The 20,312-nt window shown below is 34.8% G+C and carries 11 protein-coding genes; 2 read left to right on the top strand and 9 right to left on the bottom strand.

Annotated features, from left to right (window positions below; all coding sequences use genetic code 11):
• Window positions 1-12 precede the first annotated feature (12 nt).
• Both CD30_RS12100 and CD30_RS12095 read right to left on the bottom strand, forming a co-directional pair.
• Window positions 13-1,578: a glucosyltransferase domain-containing protein gene (locus CD30_RS12100; RefSeq protein WP_036177262.1), complete on the bottom strand. Its 1,566-nt coding sequence runs from the start codon at window positions 1,576-1,578 to the stop codon at window positions 13-15.
• A 572-nt stretch (window positions 1,579-2,150) separates the two neighbouring features.
• Entirely contained in the window at window positions 2,151-2,597 is a 447-nt protein-coding gene (locus CD30_RS12095; protein WP_036177259.1) for an Hsp20/alpha crystallin family protein, read from the bottom strand.
• A gap of 293 nt (window positions 2,598-2,890) precedes the next feature.
• Between CD30_RS12095 and CD30_RS12090 the strand changes: the two genes are divergently transcribed.
• Window positions 2,891-3,400, top strand: a complete 510-nt coding sequence (locus CD30_RS12090) for a hypothetical protein (protein WP_036177258.1) — start codon at window positions 2,891-2,893, stop codon at window positions 3,398-3,400.
• A 342-nt stretch (window positions 3,401-3,742) separates the two neighbouring features.
• Window positions 3,743-5,200, top strand: coding sequence for a carbon starvation CstA family protein (locus tag CD30_RS12085; RefSeq protein WP_036177257.1), 1,458 nt, complete (start codon window positions 3,743-3,745; stop codon window positions 5,198-5,200).
• A 475-nt stretch (window positions 5,201-5,675) separates the two neighbouring features.
• Here CD30_RS12085 and CD30_RS12080 read toward each other — a convergent pair whose 3' ends face one another.
• From CD30_RS12080 to CD30_RS19555, 7 genes are all read right to left on the bottom strand, one after another.
• Window positions 5,676-7,748 carry a choice-of-anchor I family protein gene (locus tag CD30_RS12080; RefSeq protein WP_036177256.1) on the bottom strand — a complete coding sequence of 691 codons (2,073 nt, stop codon included), beginning with the start codon at window positions 7,746-7,748 and terminating at the stop codon, window positions 5,676-5,678.
• A 763-nt stretch (window positions 7,749-8,511) separates the two neighbouring features.
• The gene (locus tag CD30_RS12075) at window positions 8,512-9,735 is read right to left on the bottom strand and encodes a GNAT family N-acetyltransferase (RefSeq protein WP_036177255.1); all 1,224 of its coding nucleotides are present in this window, start codon (window positions 9,733-9,735) and stop codon (window positions 8,512-8,514) included.
• Between the two features lie 200 nt (window positions 9,736-9,935).
• Window positions 9,936-11,459, bottom strand: coding sequence for a DUF7309 domain-containing protein (locus CD30_RS12070; RefSeq protein WP_036177254.1), 1,524 nt, complete (start codon window positions 11,457-11,459; stop codon window positions 9,936-9,938).
• 250 nt (window positions 11,460-11,709) lie between these two features.
• On the bottom strand, window positions 11,710-12,600 hold the full coding sequence (locus CD30_RS12065; RefSeq protein WP_036177253.1) for a hypothetical protein: 891 nt from the start codon (window positions 12,598-12,600) through the stop codon (window positions 11,710-11,712).
• A gap of 443 nt (window positions 12,601-13,043) precedes the next feature.
• Window positions 13,044-14,231 (bottom strand): DHHW family protein, encoded by a 1,188-nt coding sequence (locus CD30_RS12060; RefSeq protein ID WP_036177251.1) that lies wholly within the window; start codon window positions 14,229-14,231, stop codon window positions 13,044-13,046.
• Between the two features lie 9 nt (window positions 14,232-14,240).
• Complete coding sequence (locus CD30_RS12055; RefSeq protein WP_036177249.1) at window positions 14,241-15,665, bottom strand: MBOAT family O-acyltransferase; 1,425 nt, start codon at window positions 15,663-15,665, stop codon at window positions 14,241-14,243.
• A gap of 788 nt (window positions 15,666-16,453) precedes the next feature.
• Complete coding sequence (locus CD30_RS19555) at window positions 16,454-20,029, bottom strand: S-layer homology domain-containing protein (RefSeq protein WP_052126180.1); 3,576 nt, start codon at window positions 20,027-20,029, stop codon at window positions 16,454-16,456.
• Window positions 20,030-20,312 lie beyond the last annotated feature (283 nt).

Here is a 20,312-nt window from a genome sequence, read left to right as displayed (position 1 = left end):
ACGAAATGTTTCCTAATTTGTTTCAACTTCTTCAAATTTAATGATGACCGTATCACCAATAACCACAACAGAGTCTTTTGCTGGCCAAATACCCATTTCAGCGAATTGCTCAGTTTGGCTAATTTGTTCCATTTCCTCATCAGTTGCCATTTTTAAAGAATAGCCTAAGAACTGATCGATTAGTTCTTGATAGCTATATGGCTTGTAAAATACAACTTCCCCAACTGAACCCGTCATTTCAGGGATCTGGCTTGGAATAATTTTTGACGTTAAGTCTGAATGTAACGAAACATTGCCATAAACCGCTATTTTTTCAATGTTTTCATATTCATCTAATTGCTCAATACGATCCACAAGTCGATTTGCCACATTGATTGATTTTTCATAACGGAGTTCCATATTCATGTAAGCAATATTAGCAATCAAACCAAAATTAAAAATAGTAAAGGTCATTAAAATTACTGTTGCCCATGAATTGAAACGTTCAATTTTTAATACAGGTCCTTGCTTCTCATCAATTTTGTCATACATTAATACGATGAAAATATAAACGCTGCTTAGCCCAAAGACCATTAGCATGTGATAAAAGACAGATGGTGACATAAAGTAAGCAATGTAATAGCTAAATGGAAGTGTGATGACACCGATCGCTAAAGTAGCGAGCATCCCAATATTTTTATAAAGCTGTTTTTTAATAATAACAACAATGACACCAACAAATAGAACGATAACTAATAAGACGTTTAAAATTTCAAGAAAATTAACTTCATAGCCATTGATAAAACCTCTAAAGAAGAAAGTTTTTAATTCTTTTATTATTTGAGAGATTCTTCTAGGGATGTCTGATAACGTTAAGTTTCCTACTTTATCTAGTCCTTGATAGGTTGAAATTTGAACCGCAAAAAAAGAGGTAAATAATTTATAGACGATTAGATACCCAACCATCCCAATTCCAATCATAAGGCCTGATCGTAAAACATTTGCCCAAATTTGTTTTAATGAGTTGTTTGAATAAATAATTTCATGAATTAACCAAAACGTTGTAAATGTTAAAACGACTGAAAGGTTTGCTTGATAAACCCCTACTGATAAACAAACCAGCACTGCTCCAATAAGGAAACCAAATTTCTTAAATTTTTTCGTAATCACAACAGCTAAAATAGCCATAAAAATACCAAGCATATAACCATCAGCTGTGAAAATATATGAAAATGTTGAAGATACACTTGGGAATGTAACAACAATCCCTGAAATTAGAATGATTGATAATTTTTTACGTACTTCAAATAAAATGACTAAGCTGACAGCAGCTAATGCTAAGAAGAAAATAGAGAATAATCCAATAACCCATGGAAGATCGAAATAAGAGCTAATACCAGCTGCAGGGCTAAGGAAAAACCTCCCGGATGTTACCATTGCTTGTGAGCTATATAAATTATGAAGACTATCATGATTTGGGTATCTGTGCATGAATGCATAAAGATGAGTTACAATCCCGATAATCATGGCTGCATTAAAGGCTATAATCCATTCATTTTTAATGTTTTGTTTCAGTTTTTCAAATGCTTTCTCTGGCATGTGTTACCTCCAACAAGTTGTCCAATTCCATGATTCGACAGTTTTATGTACAATTTTTAATTATACAGCACGTGCAAATTTATGTAAATGAAGTTTGAACGACTATAAGACAGGGCAAAAGCTTGGCATAGAGGTATTAAAACAATAGATTAGTAAGATAGTTTAGTGTGCGAATTTGTGTTCACTCTCTCTATATAACATCCCTATCATTATTTCCAATTAAACTACTTTTTAAATCATTTTTTAATAGGAAGTTGTAGGTGTTGGGGGATTTGTTATGTTTCAGTCGCAATATCATCTATAAGGGGGAGCTAATTGGGGATTAACTTATTTTTTACGAGTGTCGGGTGGGCACTTTTGGTTGTGAAAATTCCTCTTCCCGTTTTGTTACAAGCATTCGGGCACTTTCAGTTATGACCCATTGTCCATAATAGAATTCTTTTTTAAACTATCATTCTTTAAAAATAAAGACTATAAACAAACCCATTTCTTTCGAGTTAGTCTATAGTCTGCTCCATTCATTTAGAAGGTTTTATTTTAATAGTAGATTGTCCCTATAAATTCATTGTAGTTTAGTCGATATCAATACGCTTTGGACTACCACTATCGCCAAGTGTTAGCTTCGGTAGTTTAATTTTCAATAACCCTTTATCTAATTTTGCTTCCACTTGATCTTGGTCAATGTTAGGAACATAAAATTGACGAACAAATTGACCGAACTGTCTGTGATAGCGAATGATTTGATCATCCTTATCCCGCATTTCATTTCTTTCATCACGTTTTGCAACGATTGTTAGCTGATTATTTTCTAAATCAATTTGAATATCTTCTTTTGAAAAACCCGGCACACCTACCTCTATAAAGTAAGCATCTTTCCCCTCAGTAAATTCTGAACGGAGTGATTTCATTTGTTCGCTGAGTATAGGAAAATTGCTATCATTTAACATTTCATCAAAAACCTTTTCAATATGATTGAACAGTTCATCGGTTCTTTTACGAAATGGGCTCAAATCAAACATAATCAATCCCCTCCTTTAATTAGAAAATATTTTTCGTTCTATTATATACGGTTACTTGTAAATGGTTTTTGCTTTTATTGAAGTTTGAATGAAAAATTGAATTCGGGTCATTTTTTCCGTTCCGGTACATATGATTTTATTAAACTTACTCATTATTAATAAATTGAATAACATTACATTTACTACGCTACATCTTAAATTAACATTCACTTAATAAAATTCTCGTTTTTTTATGCTTAAATACAAATATTGATTCATACATTAATACGTATTTGAAAGGAGGTGTATGTTGAATGCAACAACTTCAACAGTACCAATACAACGACAGTATGGTATTTGTAGATTTAGCCGCTTTTGCAGCTATGTTGATGGCCATGCTTATCATCGCCATAATTTTTGCCATTATCGGTTACATTCTTTCTGCCATTATTTATTCTAATACTGCAAAAGCTAACGGCTTCCACGAAATCGCTTTTATGAGTTGGATTCCGTTTATCAATGTTTACATGATGTTTGCCTTTGGAGCGAAAAAATCAACGATGGAAGCAGTGAAATCAGAGGCTTTGAAATATACATTAATTTTCTTCGGGCTCATAATCATTTCATTTATCCCATTTATTGGATTTTTATCATCAATCGCATTAATTATCTTAATGGTCTATTTCTACTATCGTCTATTCTTCCGCTGGACAGGAGAACAAGGAAAATCAGTTCTTTTTGTCGTTTTAACGTATATTACTTGTGGAATATTCTTCTTTGTTTACGGCTTTATGAAAATGAAAAAAACATTTGTAGCATTGTAATAGAAGGAAGGCATCCACAAAGGGGTGTCTTCTTTTTATGTTGAGGAAAAAAAGCGTGCTGCTTATTTTTTTTCTGAGCTAAAGAACCCATCATTATTGTAATGAACTTACCGTTCGTTGATTAGGGGAGTTTCATTGCTACTTTTTATAATATTTTTTTCCTATCATATTCTTAATCTTTGATCCATACATATTTGTAAGGGGTTTCATTGTAACAATTGTCGTTGTTTTCACATCTGTTATATATAAATAATATATATATATTGCTGTTATATAACAAAATGTGATATTATCAATCTATCAGAAATAAACAGAAAATTCTAATAGGGGTGAAAATGTGAGATGATTACGTTTTTAGTCTGTATCGTTATTTTGATTGTGGGTTATTTCACTTATGGGAAGTTTGTTGAAAAAGTATTTGGATCAAAACCAGCTCGTCCAACGCCTGCTTATGTAAATGCAGACGGGGTTGACTACGTTCCTATGTCTACACCAAAGAATTCAATGATTCAATTATTAAATATTGCAGGAACTGGGCCTGTATTTGGACCAATTGCAGGGGCTTTATATGGACCTGTCGCTTTCATTTGGATTGTAGTCGGCTGTATTTTTGCAGGGGCAGTTCACGATTATTTAACTGGCATGATTTCTATTCGTAATAAGGGAGCTCACCTTCCTGAGCTTGCCGCAAAATTTTTAGGGAAATTTATGAAACATGTTGTAAATGTGTTTGCACTTTTATTACTTATTTTAGTTGGTACGGTTTTCGTTACTTCACCAGCAATGCTAATCAGTAATTTGATGAATGGTCAAGTAGCATTAGCGATCATTGTAGGGGTTATCTTCTTCTACTACATTCTTGCAACATTGTTACCCGTTGATAAAATTATCGGGCGCCTATACCCAATCTTTGGAGCAGTGTTACTTATTTCTGCTGTAGGTATTGGTATCGGATTACTTGTGACAGGTGCACCAATTCCTGAATTAACATTCCAAAATATGCACCCAAATAACTTGCCGATTTTCCCATTAATTTTCTTTACGATTACATGTGGCGCTTTATCTGGATTCCATGCAACGCAAACACCCATTATTTCGCGTACAACAAAAAATGAAAATGAAGGACGTAAAATTTTCTACGGTATGATGATTGCAGAAGGAATTATCGCGATGATTTGGGCTGCTGCTTCTATGAGTTTATTTGGCGGTTACGGTGGTCTAAATGAATTAATCACAGCTGGTGGACCTGCTGCGGTAGTAAGCGAAGTTTCACTATTAATGATGGGATCAATCGGTGGTACCCTTGCGATTATTGGGGTTATCATTTTACCAATCACTTCTGGTGATACTGCATTCCGTGCAGCTCGTATGATTATTGCAGATTATTTCAAATTTGCTCAATCAAAATTATTAAGCCGTTTATGGATTGCGATTCCATTATTCGTCATTTCCTATGGCTTAACAAAAATTGATTTTAATATTCTATGGCGCTACTTCTCCTGGGCAAATGGGGTGACAGCAGTTATCGCCCTTTGGGTTGGTGCAATGTATTTATTCTTAGCAAAGAAAAATCACTGGATTGCAACCATTCCAGCCGCGTTTATGACGTCCATGTGTCTCGTTTACATTTTATATGAACCAACGATGGGATTCGGCATTCCACTAAATGCTTCTTATGTTGGTGGGGCTGTGTTAACAGCTGCGATTATTGCCATCTTCTTCATATCGGCTTATAAACAACGTGGTAGTTCGTTCTTGCTGGATGAGGATGTCTCAGGGTTTAAGGTGAATAAGGCTTAAGATTTACAATATGGGGTGTATGAGATGATATTAGAAAGGCGAGGATGAACTCCTCGTCTTTTTTAGGTTGAAATTAAACTAGTCTATGAGATGAATCGGAGATTTAGCGGAGGAATCGATTATATAGATAGATTGAAGAATTGATCAACTTCTTCAACTGGGTTGGGACAGCAATATACAGACTGATGCGTTACGGAATAAATTTCATGCCTAACCTTTTTTCAAGTGTGATGGTATGGGTGGCTTTCGAGCAGATAGAGTTTGGAATCAGTTATTCAAGCTTTCTATTTAATCACAAGCATTCCGTCTTGAGCCATTGCCTTTGATTGGGGCATATAAAATGTCTATTTGACCACATACGCAAAAGAGTAGAGAGGATATTTATTTGATAAAGGTGAATACATAAAAACAACTCTCCAGAAAAGTTTCTGGAGAGTTATTCAACTCCGTTTCTAATGGCCGCCGCGCTTCAACCTTATTCTCCAAGGATATGCGAGAAAACGATTGCTGCATGTGCACGTGTTAAAGGTTTGTTGGGATTGAAGTTTTGTTTTTCATCGCCTGTCATTAATCCTTCTGCTTGTAATGCATAAATAGCTTGTTTCGCATCTGTACTTAATTTCGCATCATCTTTATAGTTTGTTACGGATGCGTTTGGATTTGATACTGCACCACTTTGCTCTAAATAGTTGTAAACTGCTACTGCAAAATCCTCGCGTGTAATTGGTTTATTTGAATGATTTTCTGGAATATCAAAATTTAAACCATTTGCCTCTGCTAAACGATTTAGCACGATAGAAGCCTGTGATTGTGTGAAGCCTTTATTTGGTGCAAATGTATTTTCATTTATACCACTGAATAAACCAGCATTTGCAACTGCTAAAATAGCATCTTCGGCATAGTGACCTTTAATGTCGTTGAATGAAACCTCTTTTGTAGGAGTTTCTTCAGCTGGATTTTCTTCTACAGGCGCTTCTGATTTTAATAAATCAAATACTGTTACAGTTCCACTTACTTCATGACCGACAAGTAACATTGGTTTTTCTCCACCTACAAATGCTAATCCTTCAGGAGAAACGTCACCTTTAATGTCTTCGCTAAAGTCACGAGTGTTAATATAATCAACGAACTCTACACTTGTTGGATCTGTAATATTGTACATTGCAATACCACCGATACGCTCTAGGCCAATGAATGCGAATACTTGATCGCCAATTTTACCGATCTTTACATCTTCCGGTTCTGGACCTTTTTTACCGCTACGGTCATCTAGTTTCACTTCATCATTACTAGAGTTGAAGAATTCTGGATAAAGCTCAGCAGTAATACGCTCGAAATCGCTACCGCTATCATAAACCACTTCTAAAGTATCAGCGTCAATAATGGAGAATGAACGACCACCAAAGATATACTCTTTTCCTTCTTCGAAACCTTCATATTCTGCTGTATCGAAAAGTACGATTTCATTGCCATCGACTTCTACTTCATTTTCATTTAAATGGAAAGCTTCTGTGTCTTCTTCGCCCCACTCACGGCCGTCACCTTCGTTAGCTGTAACGATATAATTTTTACCGTTTGCGCTATAAGTAGCGATTCCATCTGGCATATAAATACCGAAATAATTCTCATTTTGAAGTTTAGCTACTTTGTCTTTACGAAGATCAAGTTCATTTCCTTCAGCACTAAAATCCTTAAATCCTAAACCTTCAACAGACACTGCTTCATTCGTTGTTAAATCGATTTTTGCAATTGCATTGTTTTCTTGTAATGCAACATAGGCTTGTTTGCTATCTTCACTTACAACGATATATTCAGGTTCTAAATCTACTGATGGATTAGAACCTTTCTTTAAGATTACTTGATTTTCTATTAATTCAGCCCGTTTTTCAGCTGTATCAAATGCTTCAAATGTAACGTTCTCAGCAGTTAGGTTTGTAAAGCCATCCGTTACATCGATTACTGAAATCGTACCTTGTGGGTCAATAATTCCTTCACCGTAACCGTCACGTGGTTCGCCTTCGTTCGCAGTTAACACCTTAGAACCATCTGGTGAGAAAGTAATGTTGTCAGGTTGCACACCCGTTTTTACAATGCTGATTAATTCACCTTCACCCGTTAAAAATACAGCATATCCTTCTTTTGTATAGTCATTAGCTTGTACAGCCGCCACAATCACATTTTCATTTGGGTGAACAGCGATACTTGGTAGCCCACCGTAAACAAAATCAGCATCAACTGTAGCAATTAATTCTGCCACATCTACCGAGAAGAATGGTTTTAAGTTCATTGCATTTGTTTCGTTATAGTCTAATGAAACCGCTTCAACTTTTTTCGATTCACCATTTACTAAATAAACCGAATTATTATGTTTGTTATATGCGATTATTTCAGTTGTACCGCCATCTGCATTCACAATCCCAGAATTATAACGCGCGTCAACTGACATTTCATATTCTACTTCAGCTGCTTGCGTTGAAATAGTTGGTGCTACCACTACAGCACCAGCAGTAGCTAACGCAAACATCGTTTTTGATGTAAATTTACTCATTTTCCTACCACCTTTTCTAGTTTCTTCTATTTTAATAAAAGTTTGTGAATTTAATTTTAATTATTATTAGAGTTTTGTAATTTTTTAACCTTGAATATTTACAAAGAGAGATTATTTATATAGAACAATTTATACTTATAAAAATTACGTACGACAGTTCGACAGTTTAATTAACAAAATCTCAGAGTCTCAACACTAATTTTTCTTACAACATCGTCTTAAAAAAATTTCTTAATAATGACTATAAATTATATAACTTAATAAACGTTCAATAAAATTTGGTAATCTTTTTGGAAAGATCCCATATAAAAAGCAGAACTCATAATGAGTTCTATTTTGATAGACTAGGATATTTTTATCTATTTCTCTTATACGTCATCTTGTAAATATTCGATTATTGAAAACAATTATGTTGGATTAGCCTATGCTTATATCTCATCAGCTAATACCATCATGACTTTTCTCATTGAAAATGATTTGGAAAGAAGAACAAAAAAACCAGGTACACAAACAACGATGAAACATAATTGTTTATGTACCTGGCTATTTAATTAAATTATTATTTACATTTAGAGATACTTGTTAATTCTCCCGAAACTAATTAGTATTATTCTATTTTCTTTGCTCATGAGAGGAACCCATCCAGCACTTTACTTGTAGGGTAGTGAACAATTTCAAATGCGGCATGACATTACCAATACCTTATAATTACTTTCATGTACTAACAAGTTAGGTAATTTTAAACAATGCTACTTCCAATTACCTAGAAATAATCGATAAACGTCGGAATGCCAATTGGTAGTATATCCTCTAAAGTAGAAATGGTTTCATTTTTACCTCTAAGTCGTTCAATTTTTTCTAAATATTTAGGGCGCTTATAACCTAGGAGCATCGTAACTAGAGTTTGTATGTTTAAATGAACAGTGATATCCTCATCCACATCATTTACTTTATTGACTGTCACCTGTCCATCGACCGACTCAATATCGTATGTGCCGTTATTCCATTCAACTAGACGGTCGAACACAGCAAATCGTATATGGAAATTAGGTTCATCAAATGGGAAGCGTTCCAGAAATTTTTGTACGTCTACAATTCGTGCCATAAAATAAGGCGAAACCTCTTGAATAATCTCGCTATCTTCCAGCAAAAATGCAACAGGTTCATTTCCAGTAGTTTTGCCATAAGCATTATAAACCATGGAAGTATGAGCAGAAACAAAATTCCAAATCCCTTTACGAGATTCCTCCGTTAAATAAACTATTTCATCTATATAGAAATTTTCCTCCATAATTCGGTAGTACATATAAGCTTGCGCAACATCATCTTCGTCATAGTAGACCGCGGCCTGCAAGACGACATCTGTATCAACAAACTTCTCTTCCCAATAATCTTCGTGGAATTTTTCATTCCAAGCAATCGTATTACGAATCATCGCACCATGGGTTTTCGCAGCAAAGCGATCATAGACACTTACTAAATCCTGATGGCGCGTATTCACACGACGAATTTTTCCAGGCACTTGCTTATAATGTGGGAACTGAGTATCTTTTACCTGAAACTCTACAATATCACTCATTATCTCCCAGCCCTTTTTTCGATAGTAAGGGATAGAAAATGGGAATAAATACGAAATATATCGGCCTTCTTCTCGCATGATCGTCAATGTTTCTTTTATTAATTGATCCATCAGCCCTTGCTTAGAATATTCAGGGTAGGTACCAATGGCAGTGATCCCCCCCATTTCGTACGGTACTCCATAAATATTCACTTGGAATGGAAGGCTTAGGATTTGGGATACAAGATGATCGCCATCAAACCAACCAATTGCATGCCCTTCATTAAACTGTCTACTTTTCTCACTAACAAAACGACGATCTTTTTTTATGGACATCGACATTTGAAAGACATAGTTCAACAGATCGATGGATTGCGCCATCTCATCCATTCGTATCTCCCGCATCACGAGTCCCTTTCTTTGATTCATAATTTCACCTTTCTTTTACAGTCGTATCTACTTATTTATATTGTAGCAGTATGATTGGTATTTCAGACATATAAGCTTCTGGAATGCTTTTTTGTTTTTGATTATTTAAGGTTGAGTGCCCGTTCATTGATAAAAGTTCGCAAAACCAGGCACCTACATTTTTTTATGCAAGATGCCTAGCGCGTAAATAATTCAATGTTTTATTTCATTTCCATATAAGATTTTAAATCGGCAATCGCAATTAACTTGCCTGCTTTAATAGGTACATTGATGGCTTTTGATAAGTTTGCAACAGTCGAATAAACACCTTCAGATACATAGACTGTACTTGGTTTAAATGTTAGACTTTTTAGCATTTCGATAAAAGCAATTTGTGCAACAAATGAGTCTTTTGCAATTGACAGCATTTGTTGGTAAATAACCATTCCTGAACTACGGCTCATTCCGATTACCAATAATGGATAAAATGGGCGTTCACCAGGATTTTCCTGCACTGCTTGTGGCATATACAAGAGATCGAATTCAAGCTCTTCTTGCTCCACTTTCTTTTTTGCTAATTGTTTTATTTCTAATTCCGAAATATCGACTAAAATAGGCTCAAGTACCTGATTTTCCTTTTCATTAAAGGTAATAATATGTTCAACTACTTGAAATGTGTCATTAACAAATTCAATTCTACGGAAATAATAGTCACCTATTGGCAAGCTAGGAAACTCCCATCCATTCTTACATTTATTAACAACTTCAATTGTTTCAAGCATTGCAAATAATATAAAATCTGCATCACGATCGTTTGGAATCCATGGAAATTTCCCAGGTGTATAAGAGCGGAATTGGATCCAATTTCTTTTGCCTCTAAAAGTTAGCCCCAGTGACTTAATTAATTGATAGTCATCATTTGTTAGTTCATCACGATCCACAAATGTAACATTCAAGCATTCCATATTAAATAAGAAGTCGTCTTGTAATTTATCAAGCTGCATATTTTCCATCGTTTTACGGCCTTTATCATCAAGATAAATTGATAGTCCAAACTCTTGTCCACCTGCACCCATTACACAAATGTAAAGCATTGTTTTCGATTCAGGATGTTCTACTACAATCGTTTGGTTATTATCTAAATATTCCCAAGGCTTTAACTTTTTCAATTCATCTGCGACTTCGAAGAGATCTCGCCAATCTGTTTTTGGATCTTCCATTTCATCATCTATATTTAAATCCCGCATAAATTCTTCCACAAATTCATCTGTAATGAAATTAACAAATTCTAATTGCTCCGAGATTTCTTCTATATTAACTGCATGAGTGGAGCCATCCAAATGACCTTCCCCACCAATACATCTCGGATATTCAATATAAATATTTTCTTCCTTAATTTTTTTAAATAAAATTTGGATGTTTAAATCTTTGTCACTATCAATCTTAAAGTTCGCATAGTCATCTATTTTCTTAAACCAATCTGCTAAAATTTCTTCCTCATCATCTAATATAGAGCTAGTTTTTATGCAGCTACCATCAAAGTCCACGCCAATATACATTTTTTCATCTTGCCCATTGCTTCTTTTCACTTCGAATAAAAATGATTCGAACTCTAAAGAGTTAAAGGCAATCTGAATAATTTCACTTAAATGATCAAAAGTACTTTCTTCCTCAACTTCAATAATTCGATTCACTCTATGACTGATATCTGAAACATTCAACTCTAATTCTAGTATTTTGCTCATGATAGGCTCCTTTGATTATTTTTCTTAATTATAAAATGAATAACCTGCCAACAACATAGAAGTTTTGTAATTTATCATTTTTTCAATTTAATAAAATTCTAGACAAAAAATAGTGGTATTAAGCATACAATGTTTGATTACTCTAAAATAGTATTTTTATATAATAAAAGGTAAGGAATAAAGTTTAACATTTTATTCCAGTTTTCGCGCAAAAAAATCGCGCATAACTTATTGCCATACACTCAAAAAATTAATGGTTTTGATTGATTCTTTTTAATGAACGATAAACTGGTTTTTTGCTGATGATAGCGTTTTTAAATTTTCGCTCAACAAAGTTCAACATTTGTTTATTACTTTCTCCAATACTAAACATCACATATTTCGATTTACTTTTATAGATTGTTTGCATTATGCCTGTGCTCATTAATTGTTTAATATTTGCAATGCTCCTATAACCTTCTTTAAGGTAAACAGATTTTATAAACACCATGGTTGGTGATACTTCTTGAATTAAAAACCAGCCAACTACTTTTCCATCAGCTTTGACGCCAATACTACTTTTTTTGTCAATTTGATCCTCATTTATAAAAGGAGATAGTTTTTTAGGATATCCATTTCCCTCTTCCTCTTTTAGCTTTTGACGGTCGTCTTCTGATAGTAACCCCCATTGAAATATTGACAGATTTTGAGTATTTTTTATAAATCTTCTGAACCAATAATGTTCTTCTACTTTGAAACTCCGAGTTATATAGATATAATTTTTTGTTCGTAAGGAGGACCAGTTATTTTTCCGGAGAATCCCATCAATATATTTTAAGTAATCCAAATCATTATTATCAAAGTAGTCGAAATTAATAAAGTTGACTTTTTCCTTTTGGGCTTTATCCTCCAATGCATAGATTAGCATTTCTTCAACACCTGTAGTTTTATTCCAATCACTTACAGCTAAATAAACAATTTCTATTATTGATATTTTTAAATTTTTCTTTGCCAGTATGATTCCTATAAATGACTCTTCGCTTCGAGCACCCAACGCAATATAATCAGAGGGGTGTTTCTCTATCATCTTTTGATAGTTTAATGGAATATTATTTTGATAGAATTCGAAATTCGTTATTGCATTTTCAATAACAATGTTCAAGCATACATCCCCTCCTATACAATCTGAATATCAGAAAAATTTAATTTCCGTCCAATTTATTTATATTAATTTATGATATTCCCTCTTAAATAATTATAGAATTTAATTTTGAGATGATGTTTTGTAGAACTAGTGAATGTTAGATGTGGTTGTTGTTCATGGAGGGCGATATGGTCACAAATTAGGGCGATTCGGACATAAATTAGAGCGATATTGTCACAAAACTGATCCATTCGGACACATTTTAGAGCGATAAATGCAGCTCTTGTTCGTGAAGGGCGATATTGTCACAAATTAGGGCGATTCGGACATAAATTAGAGCGATTTGGTCACAAAACTGATCCATTCGGACACATTGTAGAGCGATAAAATCAGGTTCAGCTTCAGTTGCAAATCAAACATCAAAAAAGCATATTCGAAACATGTTCGAATACGCTTTTTTATTAATAAATCTCCACTACATTAAAGTTACGATCATTATAAACAAAGAATACATAATCTGCGTCTAATTCAGCGATAAAATCAACAGGATTTTCTTCAATATAACGTAAATCCAGTACCGTCAATTGTTTGAAATGACTTGCTACGTGGAATTGGATTGCATTGAAATAGGAATCCTTCACAACAACGATATGCTTATCGGATTCAGCATGTTCATTCACAATATTTAACACACCATAATCAGCAGTGTAGCCTGTTGCATACGAAACAGTATCTTCTTCAGGATTATTTCTAACTAAACCATAAATGTCGTTAAACGCAATTTCCTTACCTTCTGCCACAGGTCCTTTATAGATCTTGAACTGAGTTTCAAAGGATTCGGGATAGTTATAGCAAACTTGATCATCACTATTGACTGTCATATACAGTTGTTTATTCCATGAGCCTACAAAATCTTTCTCTAAGCACACATTGGCCGCTTCATCATATGCTATCGGTTCAATGTCCTCATCAATCCGTGCACTGATGTTTTCCATTAAAGCCTTATACCCATGATAAGCGCCATAGATATTCCAGTGGTGGTCAGTTTTGAAATACATATCATGCACATCAACGTCATCCCCAATGAAATCCATCAGTACCGCATTATCAATACCCTTTTCAGTCAATATGCTATGCAACAATCGATTGCTTTCTTCACCTGTATCCTTAGGTAAATAAGCTGGGCTCGGGTCACGTACATAAGTCGCCTTTGCTGGGAAAGTGAAAAATGCCATTGGGGTGTCATGTTCGTTTAACCCATCCTGAATTTCCACAAATCCATCTGCAAATTCATCCAATTTCTCTTCTTCCTTCATATCCAGAACCGGTTTAGAAATGATCCACCCACTTGCATAATCCACGAAATAGGAATCATTTATATAAGTTTTCCCCATTTTCCCTTGCGCTTGCACATACGCCTTCATCCAAGCATCACGGAATGGGAACTGATCGGAAATATATGATTCCACCTTTTTCGTCAATTCCCCATTGAGTGTGCTTTCAAGTGATGCATCAAATTCACCAACTGTTTGTAGAGTACGGTTCTCCATGTCAGAAATAGGACGATCTTTAATGACAAGATGAAGCGCCAATCCACCAACCAATGTACAAATAAAAGCTATAGGTAATAAATAATTTAAAATTTTCATGTTTTCCACCTAGAATCTAAAGTAAATGAATGGATTGTGTGTTGCATTTACTAAATACATTGTAACAATTAAAATTAACCCCATATAATACACAGTTTGCCAAACTCGGAGTGATGCTGCAAATGCAAGCGACTGTTCAGCTTTTGCTTCCGTCCAATTTTGGTACAGCATATAAATTGGAATTGCAAGCACAATTGCCAGAGCGAAATAAATTCCATTATCCTGTAAATAAATCAACGTACTATAATCATAAAATTCATTTTCTGTAATAAAGAACATTGTTTTTATATAGTCAAATGAATATGTAAAATTATCCGCTCTAAAGAACACCCATCCAATCATTACAAGAATTAGTACATATACGTGGCGAACAACTCTTGGAATTTTGCTCAACCAATTCAGTAAGAATTTTTTCTCTAAACAGATGAGAATTCCGTAATAAAAGCCCCACGCCATAAACGTCCAGCTAGCACCATGCCAGAACCCTGTAAACGTCCATACAATTAATAAGTTACGATAGACTTTCCATTGGTGACTTACTCGACTTCCACCAAGCGGGAAGTACACGTAATCTCTAAACCATGAGCTTAATGAAATATGCCATCTACGCCAGAATTCAGTAATTGATTGTGCTATGTATGGATAATTGAAGTTTTCTTCAAAATTAAAACCAAAAATACGAGCTAACCCGATGGCCATATCACTGTAACCAGAGAAATCAAAGTAGATTTGTAATGAGTATGCGATAATTCCGACCCATGCGGTACCTGTAGTCAAATCAGCAGCCGATATTGCAAATACTTCATCTGCAACGGATCCCATTGGATTGGCGATTAATACTTTTTTCCCTAAACCTTGAATGAAACGTCTCGTTCCGATCATTAAATCAGAGCTTGCTACAAAACGTTGTTTAATTTGTTCAGCAATCGTTTGATAACGAACAATTGGTCCTGCCACAAGCTGTGGAAACAAGGAAATGAATAACGATAAATCGATTAAACTTCGCTGTGCTTTTACATCTCTACGATACACATCGATTATGTAGCTGACTGCTTGGAACGTATAGAAAGATATACCGATTGGCAGAGGTACTGCTTCCCATTCAATAGTTTGACCAGTAATATCTGCATATATATCAATAAAGAATCCAGCATATTTGTAATATCCAAGAATTGCAAAGTTTAATAGGATCGTAATCCAAAGTAGACTAAGCCGTTTTGATTTCCCATCTGCCTTGTCAATAACGAGACCCATAATATAGTTAATCAAAATGGAAATCAGCATTAACACAACATATGTGGGCTCTCCCCATGCATAGAAGAACAAACTCGCGATTAAAAGAAGCGTATTACGAAATATCTTCGGCAATATAAAATATAAAAGAATTACAATTGGTAAAAATACGTATAAAAATATTAGGCTACTAAAAACCATAACTAACTTCTCCACTCTTAATTAATCAATCTTGTTAAAAAATAGTAATTTCTTCTCTCTCAAGCATAAAGTATACACTAGTTTGTTAGATTTTAGAATATACGTTTTTTAGTTCAAATGTACGGAATAATAAGACGGGAAAGTGCTGAAATAGTTCCGTTAAATATCGAATCATGTCTTTTGATAGAAGGGATTAATGCAATAATTTAGTCGTTTCTTATTTTTTTAATCCCTTGGAGTTTGTGTAATCCAATGGTGGGGCTATCTGCCCAAAAGCATTTCTTTAAAGGAAGAATCTTCTATCAGCCCGAATTGCGTTGCTAAGTGATCAATTCCTTCACCTATGTGATCCAATGACAAACATATCCGCCCCAAAAAAACGTATGTGATCCAAACGCCTTCTTATCCGCTCCAATCACTCTGCTAAGTGACCAAATCGTTCATTTATGTGATCCAATGAACCTCATATACGCTCAAAACAGTTTTCTCCAAAGATGAGAATTCTCTATCCGCCCGAATCATTCTGCTAAACGATCAATTCCTCATTCCTTGCGATCCTATTAAACCTTCATCAGCCAAAACAACCTGTTTTACGAATAACTTCGATTCAATCAAATATAAAATTGAAAAATACTCCCTCAATTTCTTGAGGGAGCATCTTATCTAAATATGAACCTGCTTCAAATACTTGGTTGGTAGCCCGATATCTGAAAGTTCAAAGGAAACTTAGCATGTTTAAATTTTCGTAAAACCTAAAGTTTACGTTCACTGCCTTGTAGCAAATTCTATTACTCTACAATTTCTTCTGAAGAGTCAACTACCGGAGACTCTTCAACTAATGTTGGCGTGCCACCGAACCATACGAAGTTTGCTTCTTCTTTAGAAGCTATTACGTTTGTTTCAACACCATTTTGTATTGCTTTAAACACATGAACCGCTTCAGGTAATGTTCCAGAAAGATCTGTTACATAAACGCTCGGATCAATATTTCCTGCAGCATTGTCGATATAAATGATTGGTGTCATTTGGCCGTTCTCTTTTAACGCACCAGTGTAAGCAATCGTTGCGCCTTCAGCTACTGTTAAGTGAGAGCCTTCTTTACTTACATCAATACCGCCCCAAGCATTATCAATTAATGAAGTTTCACCTTCTAAAGTGACATTACCGCCTGCTAATACTGCGATACCTGCACGTTTACTTCCTTCAACAGATACGTTTTCTAACGTTACATTCGCATTTTCAACTTCAATTAAGTTATCGTCAGTACCTTCACCATTTACGATATCAACATCTTGCAATGTTGCGTCTGCACTAATATAGAATGATTTTAATGTGTTACTCCAGTCATCTGCTCCTGTTGCAACTGTAATTGTACGTCCATTACCATCGAATGTAATTTCTTTATCAATTGCTAGTGGTTCTGAAATCGTAATATCTGCAACAAGTTCTACTGTTTCTCCTGCTTCTGCATTTGCAAGATCGTACTCAAGTTGGTTTACTAGATATTCATTTGCTTCAAGCTCTCCACCGAACCATACGAAATTTGCTTCTTCTAATGTTGCTCTTTCGTTTGTTTCAGTTTCTGTGCCACTTGCTCCACCTTTTACTACATGAACAGCTTCAGGTAAAATTCCTGCATTGTCTGTTACATAAACACTTGGATCTATATTTTTCGATTCATTATCGATATAAACGATTGGAGTTACTTGTCCATTTGCTTTCACTGCGCCATCATATGAGATGAATGCATTTTCAGCAATTGTTAAGTGAGAACCTTCTTGACTTACATCCATTCCGCCCCAAGCGTTATTTTTTAAAGTTGTTTTTCCTTCAAGTGTTACATTACCGTCTTTTAAGATTGCAATACCTGCACGTTTACTTCCTTCTACTGTTACGTTTTGTAAAGTAACATTGGCAGCTTGTACTTCGATTAAATTATCGTCTGTTGATTCACCATTCACAATCTTGATATCTTTTAATGTTGCATCTGCGCTAATAAATACTGATTTTAATGTATTACTCCAGTCATCTGCTCCTGTTTCTACTGTCACAGTGAATCCATTACCATCAATTGTGATTGCTTTATCAATTGCTAATGGTTGAGTTAATGTGATGTCACGAGCTAATTCAACAGTGTCACCTACTTCAGCTGCCTCGATATCTGCTAGGAATTTTGAAATTGCGCCTTCTTCAGAAATCGGTGTTCCACCAAACCATACGAAGTTTGCTTCTTCTTTTGTTGAAAGTTCATTTGTCTCAACGTTAAATTCGTCTTTACCTTTTAATACATAAACAGCTTCCGGTAAAATTCCAGCGTTGTCAGTAACGTAAACACTAGGGTCAATGTTTTTCGCTTCATTATCAATATAAACGATTGGCGTTACTTGGCCGTTTACTTTTTTCGCACCATCATAATGAATCATTGCATCTTCTGCAATTGTTAAATGTGAACCTTCTTTACTTACATCAATACCGCCCCAAGTATTACCGTTTAATGTAATTTCACCTTGAAGAGTCATTTTACCGCCAGCAAGAAGCGCAATACCTGCACGTTTACTATTAAGAATAGCAACATTATTTAGTGTTACATTTGCATCTTGTACTTCTATCAAGTTGTCGTTTGTTAATTCACCGTTTTCAACAATCATGTTTTGAAGCGTTGCATCTGCGTTGATAAATAATGATTTTAATGTATTACTATAATCATCGCTACCAGTGTTGATCACCAGATTATGACCATTACCTTCTAATGTAATTGCTTTATCAATTACTAATGGGGAAGTAACCGTAATGTCACGTCTTAATTCAACAGTTTCACCTTCAGAAGCATTTGCAATATCGTTTAAGAAAATTTGATAAGCTTCTGCGTCTGTTAATTCATCAATTTCAGTACCTTCATCATCAACGATAGAAATAATATTATCTTTTACATCATCGTAGTTCGAAATAATTGTTGAAGGAGTAGACGCAACTGGAACCTTAACAGCTTCAACTTGAGTAGATGTACCTAATTCAACCTTAGATGTTCCATTTTTAACGATTAAGTTTTTCACTACGCCAGTAACATTTACTGAAACATTTGCTTCTTTTTCTACTGATAATTCATTTATTGTTGCATTACCTGAGATTGCTAATGAGTTATCAACAACCACTTTATCTACTTTACTATCAACTTTAATAGTAGATACTGCTGGTGCAACAGTGATATGACCTAATTTTGTATCAGAAATTAATACTAGGTTGTTTCGTTTTGCTTGAACTCCTTGTACTGAAGATTGTTCTAATGTAATCGTTGGTCCTACTTCTTCAGTTGCAGTCATTAATGAGAAGAAAGTTCGAGCAGCTACTGGTTGAACAGATTCTTCTACAATTAATTCACCATTTGATTTTACTTGTATTAATTTTGTTTGAGTTGACACACTATCAGTAACTGTAATATCTCCAGTAACTTCTAAGTTATTCACTTCAACATGGTCAGCATTAATTGTCAATGCACCGATTTTTGCAGCGCCACCATTGAATACGACTGACGTTTCAGCTGTACCAGCGCTGTTTAATGTTAAAGCTTGTATTTCAACAATTTTGCCTGCTTCAACTTTTACTTGAGCTTGTGCATTTTTTAACGCTGATTCATTTGCTTCTGTGAAAATTTCAGCAACTTCCGGAACAAATGAATACTCACCTTTTGTTGTCACAACTTTAGTGTCTGTAATCTCGCTAATAGTAATCGTCGGGTTTACTGCTTTTTCAGCTGCTACAATAAATAATGCCATTTGGCTACGTGTTACATTATCTAAACCTTTAAATGAAGTTGGTGTTTTACCAGAAGTTACGCCATTTTCATAAAGTGCTGCAATGGATTCTTTGTAATCTTTATATACATCAGTGAATGGAAGTGCATCCACATTTGATGCTGATAAGTTATATGCGGCTTTTAAGATTAAAGCCATATGATATCGGTTAATTGGTTCCCCTGGTTTAAATGTTCCATCTTCAAAACCAGCTACATAACCTGCATTTTGTAGAGCGGCAATCGAACTATAATAAGGATGATCTGTTGAAACGTCTTTAAATTCTGGATTTGTTACGTTTTCTTTATCTAACCCTAATGCATTCGCTAGGATGACTGCCACTTGTCCGCGCGTAATACTTTTATGCGGACCGTATGTACCATCCTCAAATCCTTTTACGAAACCTCTATCTGCTAAGCTCATAACAGCATCATAGAAATTATCTGTTACTTTTATATCTGAAAACTTTTCACTTGCATCAGCTGTATTGGGCGCTACCATTGCTGCTCCAGATGCTACTACCGTTGCTGCGATTGCTGTATTTAAAAATTTGTTATATTGTTTTTTCGTCATTAATTTATTTCCCCCAAGTAATAGTTTTGATATTACTACTTAATAATAATTTAATAGGTTTGATAAATAAATGATATATTTGTGGTTTTGTTGGTATATGATGGCGAAAAGTTATCGTTCTTATGATTTTCGGATTTTCATGAACGAAAGTAATATTGTAGCTCCGGATAGTAATCTAGCGGATACGGTTTTTGTTCTATAGGAATGTGTGTGATGTGGAGAAAGGGGGTGTCGATTCAGTATGTGGGCTTATTGTGAAGGAATCGTTTGCAATGTGATTAAG

Origin of the sequence: Ureibacillus massiliensis 4400831 = CIP 108448 = CCUG 49529, assembly GCF_000772965.1 — a bacterium.
GTDB classification, from domain to species: Bacteria; Bacillota; Bacilli; order Bacillales_A; family Planococcaceae; genus Ureibacillus; species Ureibacillus massiliensis.
The sequence above is the reverse complement of the archived record's forward strand: the minus strand, read 5'-3'. Positions and strand labels throughout refer to the sequence as shown.